The 13,231-nt window shown below is 71.5% G+C and carries 12 protein-coding genes; 1 reads left to right on the top strand and 11 read right to left on the bottom strand.

Features of this window, described 5'->3' with window-relative positions:
* The first annotated feature begins 33 nt into the window (after nucleotides 1–33).
* Complete coding sequence (locus tag ASG88_RS23490; RefSeq protein WP_235534781.1) at nucleotides 34–354, top strand: DUF3253 domain-containing protein; 321 nt, start codon at nucleotides 34–36, stop codon at nucleotides 352–354.
* 7 nt (nucleotides 355–361) lie between these two features.
* On the opposite strand, the gene ASG88_RS08950 is transcribed toward ASG88_RS23490, so the two are convergent.
* The 11 genes from ASG88_RS08950 to groL all read right to left on the bottom strand — a co-directional run bounded on the left by ASG88_RS08950 (nucleotide 362) and on the right by groL (nucleotide 13,223).
* Nucleotides 362–1,291, bottom strand: a complete 930-nt coding sequence (locus ASG88_RS08950) for an aminoglycoside phosphotransferase family protein (RefSeq protein WP_082600166.1) — start codon at nucleotides 1,289–1,291, stop codon at nucleotides 362–364.
* 7 nt (nucleotides 1,292–1,298) lie between these two features.
* Entirely contained in the window at nucleotides 1,299–1,847 is a 549-nt protein-coding gene (locus ASG88_RS08945; RefSeq protein WP_056887066.1) for an NTP transferase domain-containing protein, read from the bottom strand.
* Between the two features lie 111 nt (nucleotides 1,848–1,958).
* Nucleotides 1,959–2,291, bottom strand: coding sequence for a cupin domain-containing protein (locus ASG88_RS08940; protein WP_056887065.1), 333 nt, complete (start codon nucleotides 2,289–2,291; stop codon nucleotides 1,959–1,961).
* 23 nt (nucleotides 2,292–2,314) lie between these two features.
* Nucleotides 2,315–2,776, bottom strand: a complete 462-nt coding sequence (locus ASG88_RS08935) for a hemerythrin domain-containing protein (protein WP_056887064.1) — start codon at nucleotides 2,774–2,776, stop codon at nucleotides 2,315–2,317.
* A 28-nt stretch (nucleotides 2,777–2,804) separates the two neighbouring features.
* A complete protein-coding gene (gene narI / locus ASG88_RS08930; protein WP_056887063.1) occupies nucleotides 2,805–3,539 on the bottom strand; it encodes a respiratory nitrate reductase subunit gamma in 735 nt (244 codons plus the stop codon).
* Entirely contained in the window at nucleotides 3,536–4,216 is a 681-nt protein-coding gene (gene narJ, locus ASG88_RS08925; RefSeq protein WP_056887062.1) for a nitrate reductase molybdenum cofactor assembly chaperone, read from the bottom strand. Before narJ ends, narI begins: the two co-directional genes overlap by 4 nt.
* On the bottom strand, nucleotides 4,216–5,862 hold the full coding sequence (gene narH, locus ASG88_RS08920; RefSeq protein ID WP_056887061.1) for a nitrate reductase subunit beta: 1,647 nt from the start codon (nucleotides 5,860–5,862) through the stop codon (nucleotides 4,216–4,218). The genes narJ and narH overlap by 1 nt, the downstream gene beginning before the upstream one ends.
* A gap of 54 nt (nucleotides 5,863–5,916) precedes the next feature.
* Entirely contained in the window at nucleotides 5,917–9,621 is a 3,705-nt protein-coding gene (locus tag ASG88_RS08915) for a nitrate reductase subunit alpha (protein WP_056887060.1), read from the bottom strand.
* Nucleotides 9,618–10,853, bottom strand: coding sequence for an MFS transporter (locus ASG88_RS08910; RefSeq protein WP_056887059.1), 1,236 nt, complete (start codon nucleotides 10,851–10,853; stop codon nucleotides 9,618–9,620). Before ASG88_RS08910 ends, ASG88_RS08915 begins: the two co-directional genes overlap by 4 nt.
* A gap of 131 nt (nucleotides 10,854–10,984) precedes the next feature.
* A complete protein-coding gene (locus ASG88_RS08905) occupies nucleotides 10,985–11,380 on the bottom strand; it encodes a RidA family protein (RefSeq protein WP_056887058.1) in 396 nt (131 codons plus the stop codon).
* 205 nt (nucleotides 11,381–11,585) lie between these two features.
* Entirely contained in the window at nucleotides 11,586–13,223 is a 1,638-nt protein-coding gene (gene groL, locus ASG88_RS08900) for a chaperonin GroEL (protein WP_056887057.1), read from the bottom strand.
* Nucleotides 13,224–13,231: the final 8 nt, after the last annotated feature.

Raw genomic sequence — 13,231 nt, 5'->3', positions numbered from 1 at the left:
CAAGACCTGCGCGTCCTGCGGGCGCACGATCGAGTGGCGCAAGAATGGGAGCGCGACTGGGACTCGGTGCGCTACTGCTCGCAGGGCTGCCGCAGGCGCCGAACGACCCCCGAGGACGAGGCGCTCGAGGCCGCGATCGTCCGCCTGCTCGCGGCGCGTGGACGGTCGGCGGGCATCAGCGGCACCGATGCCGCTCGGGTGGTCGCGGACGGCGCCGACTGGAGCGCCCTGGTCGAGCCGGCCCGCAGGGCGGCCCGCCGGCTGGCCGCCGCCGGTGAGGTCGAGATCGTCCAGGGTCGCCGGGTGGTCGACCCCTCCACGGCCCGGGACGAGTTCCGCATCCGTCGACGCTGAGCCCCCGTCACCGCCGGGCGAGGAGGTGCGCGGCGGTCTCCAGGAACGGCCGGCCCACCCGCTCGGCGCCGAACGACGTGACGTAGAGCCCGGTGGAGACGCGCTCGAGGAACGCCCAGGCCCGCACCCGGTCGCGGTCGGTGCCGGTGCGCTCGGCGACGAGGTCGCACCAGCCGTCGAGGCGCGTCCGCGCGTCGGGACCGGTCAGGTGCGAGCACCAGTCGCGCAGCACCACGCCCGCGTCGTACGCCGGGTCGCCGCGGAAGCCGTCCGGGTCCACGAAGACGTACCCGGCCGGCGCACCCTCCCGCGGCGCCGTCACCGGCAGCGCGTTGCCGGGGTGGGCGTCGCCGTGGAGGACCACGGTGGTGGCCGGGTCGTGCCCGGCCAGCGCGTCGGCGTGGGCCAGCGCGGCGCGCAGGACCCGCCGGTCGGTGGGCCGGCCGAGGCGCTCGTCCAGGTCGACGACCAGGGCGCGCAGGCTCACCGCCTTGTCCTCCCCCGGCGGAACGGCGTCCAGCGGCAGCCGCCACGCCTCGCGCAGGGTGTCGGTCAGCAGGGCGATGGCCCGCTCGGGCGGTGCGCCGGACTGCGCGAGGGCGGGTCCGAGCGACTCGACCAGCACCGCGTCGTGCTCGGGGTCGTGGCCGTGCAGCAGCGCGTAGCCGCGTCCCCCGGCCGCCCCGAGCACCCGCGCCTCGGCGACCAGGTCGTGGCCGGGCACCCCGACCTTGACCACGCGCTCCTGCCCGTCACGGGTCGTCGCGCGGCAGACGTACGACGCACTCCCGCCGGGCAGCGGGCGGCCCATCGCCACCTGCCAGCGCTCCTCGAGCGCGGCGAGGACCCCGGGCAGGTCGCGGTGCCAGGCCGCTCCCTCCTCGCCCTGGCCGGCCAGCTTGGCGCGGGTGAGCGGCTGCAGGCGCGGAGCGGTCACCGGTCGGTCACCGGGTGTCCCGGTCGGCGCCGGTGGCGAGGTCCCCGCACTCGACGAGGGTGACCTCGTGCGCCGCCAGGTAGGGCTTCGCCCCGACGTCGCCGTGCAGCGTCGCCACAAGGGGGGCGAGGTGGTCGGCGCCGAGCAGGACCGGGTGCCCCGCCTCCCCGTCGTACGCCGCCCGCGCGAGGACCGCGCGCCCGGTCCCGGTCCCCAGCACCCGCGCCACGACGGGTGCGTCGACGTCGGGCAGGTCGACGAGCGAGACGAGCACCGCGTCGGTGTCGCCCACGGCGAGGAGCCCCGCACGCAGGCTGGCACCCATCCCCTCGTCCCAGTCGTCGGCGACGACCACCTCGACGGGGAGGTCCTCCAGGAGCACGCGCGCCTCGTCGGCCGAGGCGCCCAGCACCACGTGGACCGGCGCGCAACCGCCGTCGAGCAGTGCTTGGGCGGAGCGCCGCAGCCACGAGGTGCCGTCGACGTCGTGCACCAGGGCCTTGGGGGTGCCCATCCGGCGGCCGGCTCCGGCGGCGAGCAGCAGTCCCGTCGTCATGCCGCCACCGTAGAGGGGCGTGGCCCGCCCCTCGAGCCGGAGCTCACGGCGCGTCGGACGTGCAGACGCGGCAGGCGTCGAGGGCCGTGCCGCTCGCCACGGGACGGCCCGTCAGGCCCGGGTGGCGACCGTCAGCAGGACCGCGGCGTCGGTGTCGGCGTGCAGGTCGTGCCGGTGCTGCGGGATGACCAGGTAGTCGCCGGCGGCGCCCTCCCACATCTCGTCGCCCGCGGTGAGGCGGACCGTGCCGGCCAGGACCTGCAGGCTGGCCTCGCCCGGGGCGTCGTGCTCACCGAGCGAGCGACCCCCCACGAGCGCGATGAGGGTCTGCCGCATGTCGTGCTCACGGCCGCCGAAGACGGTGACCGAGGCCCGTCCGCTGCTGGACGCGCGGGCGTGGGCCAGCTGCTCCTCGGCCAGGTGGGTCAGGGAGGTGGATTCCATGGATGTCTCCTCGTCGTGGGGTGTCACCGGCCCGGAAGGGCCGATCGGGGTACGTCGGGCAGGAAGGTCGGGATGTCGTCTCGCGCGCGCTCGACGAGCTCCCAGCCGGCGGCACCGAGGGTGACCACCGAGACCGGGAAGATGCCGAGGTTCTCCCGCTCGACGTGCCGCTCGAGCTCCAGCAGCAGGGCCAGGACGTCGCGGTCGAAGTCGGGGTCGCGGACGTCGAGGCCGGCGATGGCGGAGTCGAGACCCCGGTGCTCGCCCTCGAGCTGGGCCACCTCGTCGGCCCAGTCGCCCTGGTCGCGCAGCGCCGAGAAGATGCCCTGCTCCTCCCGGCGGACGTGCGGGTCGAGGTGCGAGGCCAGGTGCCGCAGTCGCTCGACGACCTCGGTGCGGTCGCCGGTGCGCAGCGCCGTACGCACCTCGTGGGCGTCCACGAGGATGACGTCGTGCTCCTCCATGAGCTCGGCGATCGGGGGCACCCCGCGACAGCCGCAGTACTCACACACCTCAGCCCACCCGGTCCCACCCGCGCCGCGACGGCGTGCTGCCGGGCTGGCCCGGCCGGGAGTCCCGGGACCGGTAGACGATGTAGGGCCGGGTCAGGTAGCCGATCGGGGCGCTGAAGACGTGCACGAGCCGGGTGAACGGCCAGAGCGCGAAGAGCCCGAACGCGACCAGGGCGTGCAACTGGAACCCGATCGGCGCGTCGGCCATCAGCTCGGCGTCGGGCTGGAAGGCGAGGAACGAGCGGTACCAGACCGAGACGCCCTCGCGGTAGTTGTACTCCCCGCCGAGGCTGAAGATCGAGCCCGCGATCGTGTTCCACATGCCCAGCACGATGGCCGCGCCGAGGAAGGCGTACATGACCTTGTCCATGACGGTGGTGGCCGAGAACACGGGGCCGACGGTGCGTCGTCGGTAGATCAGGATCGTCATCCCGACGAGCGCGGCCACCCCCGCGACGAGCCCGCCACCCACGGCGACGTAGTGGTAGAGGTGGTCGTCGATGCCGATCGCCGCGGTCCACGACCGCGGCACCAGCAGCCCGATCACGTGACCGCCGACGACGCCGAGCATGCCGAAGTGGAACAGCGGCGACCCGAGCCGCAGCATCCGGTCCTCGTAGAGCTGGGAGGACCGGGTGGTCCAGCCGAACTTGTCGTAGCGGTAGCGCCACACGTGGCCGACCACGAAGGTCGCCAGGCACAGGTAGGGGACGATGACCCACAGGAAGGTGCTCATCTCGGCGCTCCTACGGGGATGGTGGCGGGCGCGATGATCGGCGAGGAGCCGTAGCCCTCCAGGCCGACCTCCTCGGCCGGCGGCCCCTGCTCGACGAGGCGTCGTACGGCGTCGGCCTCGTCCCCCTCGAGGGGCGGGAGGGTGTCGCACAGGGCGAGCAGTGCCGCGGCCCACGGGGACCCCGTCGTGCCGTCGTCGTTGCGCCACCCGGTCAGCGCGAGCCGCAGCATCTCGACGGCCGCGCGGTGGTCCTCGAGCAGCCGCCACGCGGCGTCGGCGTCAGCGGTCGCCCCGAACTGCAGCACCGCACACAGGTGGTCGGGCAGCTCACCGGTCGACTCGTCCCACTCGGCCCCGGCCGCACGGTAGGCCTCCTTGAAGTGCACCAGCGCCATCCCGCGACGGCGGGTGTCGCCGTACGCGAAGTAGGTGAGGTAGAGCGCGCACTTGCGGGTGTGGTCGAAGGTGGCGACGTACTCCTCCTGCAGCGCGCCGAGCTCGGTCTCCCGGAGGTGGGCGATCAGGGGCGCGAGGCGGGGGTGGCCGGGCACCAGCGCCTCGACGGCGTCCAGCGACGCCACGAGCGCGGGCGTCGGGTAGTCGAGCAGCACCGACAGGGCTGCCCAGACCGGGCGTACGGCGTCCGCCCGGGGCCTGCGGCGCGGGAACGGGAACATCAGTCGTCCTTCCGCGCCGGGAAGAGGCCGTCGGGGGCACCCTTGCCGTCCCAGTTGAGGAGGTTGACCCGCGACGCCTTGTCGCCCGGCGAGGCGAGCGTGTCGGACGTCTGCCGGTCCTGGAGCATCCGGAAGTTCTCCACCGCGACCGGCGTCGGGTAGCCCGACCCCTCGCCGAACAGGTCCTGCTGACCACCGCCCTGGTCCGAGACCGGGCAGTCGGTGGCCAGCTCCTCGAGCGCGTGCGCCTGCTCGGCGTGAGCCGGGGGGATGACGTAGCGCTCGTCGTACTTGGCGATGGCGAGCAGCCGGAACATCTCGTACATGGTCTCCCCCGACATGCCCACGGACGCGGGGATGGAGTCGTCGGGGTCGCGTCCCAGGTTGATGTCGCGCATGTAGGAGCGCATCGCCGCGAGCTTCTTGAGCACCTTGGTCACGGGCTCGGGGTCGCCGGCGGTGAACAGGTTGGCGAGGTACTCGACGGGGATCCGCAGCGTGTCGATGGCGGCGAAGAGGTTGCCCCGCTCCTCCGCGTCCTCGCCCGTGTCGCGGACGACGTCGACGACCGGCGAGAGGGGCGGGATGTACCAGACCATCGGCATCGTGCGGTACTCCGGGTGCAGCGGCAGGGCCACCTCGTACGTGTTGATCAGCGCCCACACCGGCGACCTCCGCGCCGCCTCGATCCAGTCGGCGGGGATGCCCGCCGCCTCGGCCGCGCGTCGTACGTCGGGGTCCTCGGGATCGAGGAAGCAGCCGCGCTGGGCGTCGTACAGGGCGTGCTCGTCCTCGATCGACGCGGCCTCGAGCACCTTGTCGGCGTCGTAGAGGACGAGGCCGATGTAGCGCAGCCGGCCCACGCACGTCTCCGCGCACACGGTCGGGATGCCGACCTCGATCCGCGGGTAGCAGAACGTGCACTTCTCGGCCTTGCCGGTCTTGTGGTTGAAGTAGATCTTCTTGTACGGGCAGCCGGAGACGCACATGCGCCAGCCGCGGCAGCGGTCCTGGTCGACGAGGACGATGCCGTCCTCCTCGCGCTTGTAGATCGCGCCGGAGGGGCAGGAGGCCGCGCAGGACGGGTTGAGGCAGTGCTCGCAGATCCGGGGAAGGTAGAACATGAAGGTCTGCTCGAACTCGAGCTTCACCTTCTCCTCGATGCCCCGGAGCATCACGTCGCGCGCGGCGTGCTCCTGCGAGCCGCCGAGGTCGTCGTCCCAGTTGGCCGACCACTCGACGTTCATGTCCTTGCCCGTGAGCAGGCTCTTGGGCCGGGCGACGGGGAATGTGTCGGTCTGCGGTGAGTTGAGCAGCGTCTCGTAGTCGTAGGTCCACGGCTCGTAGTAGTCCTGGATGGACGGGAGCTTGGGGTTGGAGAAGATCGTGAGGAGCTTCTTGAGCCGGCCACCGGAGCGGAGCGCGATCCGGCCGTTGGGCTTGCGCACCCAGCCTCCCTGCCACTCCTCCTGGTCCTCGTAGGTCCGCGGGTAGCCGAGGCCGGGCCGGGTCTCGACGTTGTTGAACCAGACGTACTCGGTGCCGGAGCGGTTGGTCCACGCCTGCTTGCAGGTGACCGAGCAGGTGTGGCACCCGATGCACTTGTCGAGGTTCATGACCATCGCCATCTGCGCCATCACACGCATGCCGATGCCCCCTCGGTGGTTGAGGTGTGAGCGCAGCGAGCCTCGAAACCCATGTCAGTACTCCACCTTCGCGGTCCGCCTGCGGATCATGGTGACCTCGTCACGGTTGTTGCCGATCGGGCCGATGTAGTTGAAGAAGTAGGACAGCTGGGCGTAGCCCCCCACGATGTGGTTGGGCTTCATCAGGATCCGGGTGAGGCTGTTGTGGATGCCGCCGCGCTTGCCGTCCCGCTCGGTGAGCGGCACGTCGATGAGCCGGTCCTGGGCGTGGTGCATGTAGACCGTCCCCTCCGGCATCCGGTGGCTGACGATCGCCCGGGCGGCCACCACGCCGTTGCGGTTGACCATCTCGATCCAGTCGTTGTCCTTGATCCCGACCTTGGCCGCGTCCCGGTCGGACATCCACACCGACTGGCCGCCGCGCGAGAGGGACAGCATGAAGAGGTTGTCCTGGTACTCGCTGTGGATCGACCACTTGTTGTGCGGCGTCAGGTAGCGCACGGACACGCCGAGCTCGTTCTGCTCGCCGATGGGCGTCTCCCCGAAGAGCGCGGTCATGTTGAGGGGTGGCCGGTAGACCGGCAGCATCTCGCCCATCCCGAGGAACCAGTCGTGGTCGACGTAGAACTGCTGGCGGCCGGTGAGGGTGTGGAACGGCTTGTGCCGCTCGATGTTGATGGTGAACGGCGCGTAGCGGCGACCGCCCGACTCGGAGCCCGACCACTCGGGTGACGTGATCACCGGGACGGGGGCGACCTGGGTGTCGGCGAAGGTGATCTGCTTGCCCTCGTGCTCGGCGGCGAGGTCGGCCAGCTCGGTGCCGGTGCGCTTCTCCAGGAACCGGAAGCCCTGGGTCGCGAGGTGGCCGTTGGACACCCCCGCCAGGTGCAGCATGGCGTCGGCCATCTGCACGTCGGTCTCGACCTTGGGCTGGCCGTCGCCGGCGCCCCCGTGGACGACGCCGTTGCGGGTGCGGAGGATGTCCACCTCGCGCTTCACGTCGTACGCGACGCCCTTGGTCAGCATGCCGACCTTCTCGAGCAGCGGGCCGATGGACGTCATCTTCTCGAAGACCTGGGTGTAGTCGCGCTCGACGACCGCGATGACGGGCATCGTCTTCCCGGGCACGGGGTCGCAGCCGTCCGGGTGGTCGGGGCCGAGCTTCCAGTCCTTGACCACGCCGTGCTCGCTCGCCATCGCCTCGGGGGTGTCGTGCCACAGCGGCTTGGCCACCACGTCCTTGCGGGTGCCGAGGTGGGTGACCGCGAGCTCGGAGAACTTCTCGGCGATGACCTTCCACGTGTCCCAGTCCGACTTCGTCTGCCACGGCGGGGCGATGGCGGGGTTGAACGAGTGGATGAAGGGGTGCATGTCGGTGGTCGACAGGTCGTGCTTCTCGTACCAGGTGGCCGCCGGCAGGACCACGTCGCTGAAGATCGTGCTGCTGGTCATCCGGAAGTCGATCGTGGTGAGCAGGTCCAGGCGACCCTCGGCCGCCTTGTCGGGCCACGCGACGTCCCGGGGGCGCATGTCCGGCGGCGCCTCCACGGCGGTCGCCGCGCTGTCGGTGCCGAGCAGGTGGCGCAGGAAGTACTCGTTGCCCTTGGCCGAGGAGCCCAGCAGGTTGGAGCGCCACAGCGACAGGATGCGCGGGTGGTTGTCCTCCGCCTCGGGGTCCTCCACCGCGAACTTCAAGGTGCCCGCCTTGAGCTCCCGGGCGACGTACGCCGGCGCCTCCATGCCCGCGGCGTCCGCGTCGTCGGCGAGGGCCAGCGAGCTGCGGTCGAACGTCGGGTAGCTCGGGCTCCAGCCCAGGCGCACCGACTGCGCCAGCAGGTCCATCACGGTCCGCCCGGCGAAGATGCCGGTGCCGGCATCCAGGTCGTCTGCGCTGAAGGTGTCGTAGCGGTACTGGCTGGTGTTCACGTACCAGTACGCCGTCTGGTTCATGTGCCGCGGCGGGCGGTGCCAGTCGAGAGCGAAGGCCATGTGCTGGAAGCCCATGATCGGGCGGATCTTCTCCTGGCCCACGTAGTGCGCCCAGCCGCCGCCGTTGCGGCCCTGGCAGCCGGTGATCGTGGTGAGCACCAGCATCGCGCGGTAGATCTGGTCGGAGTGGAACCAGTGGTTGACCCCGGCCCCCATCAGGATCATCCCGCGACCCTCGGTGTCGATCGCGTTCTGCGCCCACTCGCGGGCCAGGCGCTCGACCTGGGCAGCGGGGACGCCCGTGTGGGTCTCCTGCCAGGCGGGGGTCGCTGGGTCCGTCGGGTCGTCGTAGCCCGTCGGCCACTCCCCGGGGAGGCCGTCGCGCGCGACGCCGTACTGGGCGAGCATCAGGTCCAGGACCGTGGTCACGAGCCGGTCCCCCACCCTCGCGACCGGTACGCCGCGCCGGTGCCGGCGGACCTTGCCGTCGGGGTCGTCGAAGCGCGGCAGCTCGACCTCGACGGACTCGCGGGTCCCGCCCTCGCGGTCGGCGTACATCGTGAGCGCCGGGTCGATGTCGCCCAGCTCGAGGTTCCACCGGCCCAGCCCCTCGTCGCCGAAGCGGTGGCCGATGGCGCCCTGCGGGATGCGGACCTCGCCGGTGCCGGCGTCGATGACGGCCGGCTTCCACATCGCGTTCTCCGCGCCACCCTCCGGGTGCTCGATGTCACCGGCGACGAGGTACTTGCCGGGACGGTAGGCGCCGTCGCCGGTGGGCTCGAGGCAGATGAGGTTCGGGAGGTCGGTGTACTGCTTGTTGTAGTCGGTGAAGAACGGCACGTCCTGGTCGACGAAGAACTCCTTGAGCACCACGTGGCCCATCGCCATCGCGAGCGCCCCGTCCGTCCCGGGGGCGGTGGTGACCCACTCGTCGGCGAACTTCACGTTCTCCGCGTAGTCGGGGGCGACCGCGACGACCTTCTGGCCGCGGTAGCGCGCCTCGGTCATCCAGTGCGCGTCCGGGGTGCGGGTCATCGGGACGTTGGAGCCCCACATGATCAGGTAGCCCGCGTCCCACCAGTCCCCCGACTCGGGCACGTCGGTCTGGTCGCCGAACATCTGCGGGGAGGCGTTGGGGAGGTCGGCGTACCAGTCGTAGAAGGACAGCATCGGGGCGCCGATGAGCTCCAGGAAGCGCGATCCCGAGGCGTAGGAGACCGGTGACATCGCGGGGATCGGGGAGAACCCGGCGATCCGGTCCGGGCCCCAGCGCTTGACCGTGTAGACGTGGGCCGCGGCGACGATCTCGGCCACCTCGTCCCAGCTGGCGCGGACCAGGCCGCCCTTGCCCCGCGCCTTCTTGTAGAGCCGGGCCTGCTCCTCGTCCTGGACGATCGAGCCCCAGGCGACCACGGGGTCGCCGTACTTCTGCTTCGCGGCGCGGAAGAGCTCCAGCAGCACGCCCCGGACGTAGGGGTAGCGCACCCGGGTCGGGCTGTAGGTGTACCAGCTGAACGCGGCGCCGCGGGGGCAGCCGCGGGGCTCGTACTCGGGCTTGTCGGGGCCGGCCGAGGGGTAGTCGGTCTGCTGGGCCTCCCACGTGATGATCCCGTCCTTGACGTAGACCTTCCACGAGCAGGAGCCGGTGCAGTTGACCCCGTGCGTCGAGCGGACCACCTTGTCGTGGCTCCAGCGGTCGCGGTAGAACGCGTCCCCCTCCCGGCCGCCCTTCTTGAACAGGGCCCGGCCGTCCTCGGACGCCGTCGCCTTGGTGAAGAAGGTCCGGCCCCCGATCAGGGCCGAGGTGAGGGGGCCTTCGAGCGCTGTCATGCGGTCTCCGATGCGGCGGCGGTACGACGGACGACGGTGAGGGTCAGCAGGAGCGTGAGCGCGGCGGTGGCCGCCAGCAGCCACAGCCCGATGGCGTAGGAGTCGGTCTGGCCGTAGACGTAGCCCATCAGCAGGGGCGGCACGAACCCGCCGAGACCGCCGGCCGCACCGACGAGGCCGGTCACCCCACCGACCCGGGCCGGCTCGGTCACCCGGGCGATCAGGGCGAAGACGGCACCGCTGCCGGCGCCGAGGGCCGCGGCCATGGCCAGGAACGCCACCGTGCCGGCGCCGTCCAGCGGAGGGGTCCCGGCCGCCACGGCGGCGCACAGCGCGACCAGGGCGTAGACGGCGGCGAGCACCGGGATCGGGCCGAACCGGTCCGAGAGCGCACCGCCGAGTGGGCGGCACAGGACCGCGACGACCACGAACCCCGCCATCCGGTTGGCGGCGTCCGCCGGGGTCAGCCCGTGGGCGGTGATGAGGTAGGCCGGCAGGTAGACCGAGAAGGCGACGTAGCCGCCGAACGCGACGGCGTACAGGATGCAGGCCTGCCAGGTGATCGGCAGCTTGGCATTGGCGACGAGTCGTGAGGCCAGCGACGTCGTGGGCACCACGCGCCCGGGGGCGTCACGCAGCAGCACCCACGACACGACGGCGTACGCCGCGAGGGCGATCGCGGTGATGACGAACGGCAGCCTCTCGTCGCGCTCGAAGAGCTTGACGGTGGTGAGCGCGCTGATGGCGGTGCCGCCCATGCCCGCTCCGAAGATGCCGATCGCGAGCCCACGCCGCTCGGGCGGGAACCACGCGTTGACGAAGGGCACCCCGACGGCGAAGGCCGTGCCGCCGATCCCCAGGAAGAACCCGCCCACGAGCAGCAGGGTGTAGGAGTCGATGGCCACGAACCCGATGAAGAGCACCGGGATCACCGTGGCCGCGGAGACGAGCGGGAACATCACCCGGCCGCCGTACCGGTCGGTCAGCGCGCCGACGACGATCCGGCCCAGCGACCCGACGAGCACGGGGACCGCCACCAGGAGCGCCACGTCGGACTCGGACAGCTCGCCCAGCGCCCCGGTCTTGCGGAACATCGGCCCGAGCGGGCTGATCAGGGCCCACGCCCAGAAGTTGACGGCGAAGCCCAGCGTCGCCAGGACCAGCATCAGCACGGGACCACCCGTGGTGGTGGGGGTCCCGGTCGTGGCCTCTGCGTCGTGCCGTGCCGTCATGCGGCGCCTCCCGTTGGTCCATGGGTAGCGCGTACGGCGACCCCGTGTCCACCATCGGGCACCGGGAGGTCGAGGCGTAGGGACTTACGTCCCGATCCCGCGGGCTCGGCGGCCCGGCGTGGCCCCAGCGGTCAGGAGGGACGCACGGCGATCGCGTCGACCTCGACGAGCTGGTCGGGGTAGCCGAGCAGCGCGACGCCGAGCAGGGTGCTCGGGGCGTCGTGCTCCCCGAAGGCGGCGCGCACCACCTCCCAGGCGGCGACCAGGTCGGCGCGGTCGGAGGACGCGACGTAGACCGTGGTCCGGGCGACGTCGGTGAGGCCGCAGCCGGCGTCGGCGAGGGCGGTGACCAGGTTGGCCATCACGCGACGCGCCTGCTCGGCCACGTCACCCGGCGCGACCACGTCGCCGGCGGCGTCCAGCGGGCACGCGCCGGCGGTGAGGACGAGGTCGCCGGCGCGGGCGGCACAGGCGTAGGGCGCGGAGTCGGTGAGGGTCGGGGACCGGAGCAGCTCGACGGGGCTCATGGGGGCATGGTGCCAAAGCCGACGTGTCCGGAGACGGAGCAAGGCCCCCACCCGGAGGTGGGGGCCTTGCTGGTGGAGCTGGAAGGGCTGGTGGACCGGTTTCGAGACGCGTCCCGCACTCCGTCACTGCGTTCCGGAGTGCGTCGACGCTCCTCAACCTGATCGCCCACGGTCACCCGCGGCTTCGCCGCGGATGACCTGGCGATCAGAAGTCCATGCCGCCCATGCCACCCATGTCGCCACCGCCGCCGCCCATGGCCGGAGCCTTCTCGGGCTTGTCGGCCACGACGGCCTCGGTGGTGAGGAAGAGCGCCGCGATGGAGGCGGCGTTCTGGAGGGCGGACCGGGTCACCTTGGCGGGGTCGATGATGCCCTCGGCGATCATGTCGACGTACTCGCCGGTGGCCGCGTTGAGGCCGTGGCCCGGGGTCAGGTTGCGCACCTTCTCCGAGACGACGCCACCCTCGAGACCGGCGTTGATCGCGATCTGCTTGAGCGGGGCCTCGATGGCGACCTTGACGATGTTGGCGCCGGTGGCCTCGTCACCCGACAGGTCGAGCTTGAGGAAGGCCTCGGTGCCCGCCTGGACGAGGGCCACGCCGCCGCCGGCGACGATGCCCTCCTCGACCGCAGCCTTGGCGTTGCGGACGGCGTCCTCGATGCGGTGCTTGCGCTCCTTGAGCTCGACCTCGGTGGCCGCGCCGACCTTGATCACCGCGACACCGCCGGCCAGCTTGGCCAGGCGCTCCTGCAGCTTCTCGCGGTCGTAGTCGGAGTCCGACTTCTCGATCTCGGCGCGGATCTGGTTGACCCGGCCCTCGATCTGGCCCTGGTCGCCAGCGCCCTCGACGATGGTGGTCTCGTCCTTGGTGATGACGACCTTGCGGGCCTGGCCGAGGAGCTCGATGCCGGCCGACTCGAGCTTGAGGCCGACCTCCTCGGAGATGACCTGGCCACCGGTGAGGATGGCGATGTCCTGGAGCATGGCCTTGCGGCGGTCACCGAAGCCGGGAGCCTTGACGGCGACCGACTTGAAGGTGCCCTTGATCTTGTTGACGACCAGGGTCGACAGCGCCTCGCCGTCGACGTCCTCGGCGATGATCAGCAGCGGCTTGCCGGACTGCATGACCTTCTCCAGCAGCGGGAGGAGGTCCTTGACCGTGGAGACCTTGGAGTTGGCGATGAGGATGTAGGGGTCCTCCAGCACCGCCTCCATGCGCTCGAGGTCGGTGGCGAAGTAGGCCGAGATGTAGCCCTTGTCGAAGCGCATGCCCTCGGTCAGCTCGAGGTCGATGCCGAAGGTGTTCGACTCCTCGACGGTGATGACGCCTTCCTTGCCGACCTTGTCCATCGCCTCGGCGATGGCGTCACCGACGGTGGTGTCGCCACCGGCGGAGATGGTGGCCGTGGCCGCGATCTGCTCGCGGGTCTCGACCTCCTTGGCCATCGAGAGCAGCTGCTCGGAGACCGCGGTGACCGCAGCCTCGATGCCGCGCTTGAGGCCCATCGGGTTGGCGCCGGCCGCGACGTTGCGCAGGCCCTCGCGGACCATGGCCTGGGCCAGCACGGTGGCCGTCGTCGTGCCGTCACCGGCGACGTCGTCGGTCTTCTTGGCGACCTCCTTGACCAGCTCGGCGCCGATCTTCTCGTAGGGGTCCTCCAGCTCGATCTCCTTGGCGATCGAGACACCGTCGTTGGTGATCGTGGGGGCGCCCCACTTCTTCTCCAGGACGACGTTGCGGCCCTTGGGGCCGAGGGTCACCTTCACCGCGTCGGCGAGGGTGTTCATCCCGCGCTCGAGGCCGCGACGGGCTTCCTCGTTGAAAGCAATCAGCTTGGCCATACTCAGCG

Source organism: Nocardioides sp. Soil777 (genome assembly GCF_001428425.1).
Classification (GTDB): domain Bacteria; phylum Actinomycetota; class Actinomycetes; order Propionibacteriales; family Nocardioidaceae; genus Nocardioides; species Nocardioides terrigena.
This window is presented reverse-complemented; position numbering and strand designations above follow the sequence as displayed.

Excerpts from the sequence above, each read along its gene's own strand:
- ASG88_RS08905 (WP_056887058.1), bottom strand. The coding sequence starts at position 11,380 with ATGAGCCCCGTCGAGCTGCTCCGGTCCCCGACCCTCACCGACTCCGCG.
- narH (WP_056887061.1), bottom strand. The coding sequence starts at position 5,862 with ATGCGTGTGATGGCGCAGATGGCGATGGTCATGAACCTCGACAAGTGC.
- groL (WP_056887057.1), bottom strand. The coding sequence starts at position 13,223 with ATGGCCAAGCTGATTGCTTTCAACGAGGAAGCCCGTCGCGGCCTCGAG.
- ASG88_RS08915 (WP_056887060.1), bottom strand. The coding sequence starts at position 9,621 with ATGACAGCGCTCGAAGGCCCCCTCACCTCGGCCCTGATCGGGGGCCGG.
- ASG88_RS08945 (WP_056887066.1), bottom strand. The coding sequence starts at position 1,847 with ATGACGACGGGACTGCTGCTCGCCGCCGGAGCCGGCCGCCGGATGGGC.
- narI (WP_056887063.1), bottom strand. The coding sequence starts at position 3,539 with ATGAGCACCTTCCTGTGGGTCATCGTCCCCTACCTGTGCCTGGCGACC.
- narJ (WP_056887062.1), bottom strand. The coding sequence starts at position 4,216 with ATGTTCCCGTTCCCGCGCCGCAGGCCCCGGGCGGACGCCGTACGCCCG.
- ASG88_RS08910 (WP_056887059.1), bottom strand. The coding sequence starts at position 10,853 with ATGACGGCACGGCACGACGCAGAGGCCACGACCGGGACCCCCACCACC.
- ASG88_RS08940 (WP_056887065.1), bottom strand. The coding sequence starts at position 2,291 with ATGGAATCCACCTCCCTGACCCACCTGGCCGAGGAGCAGCTGGCCCAC.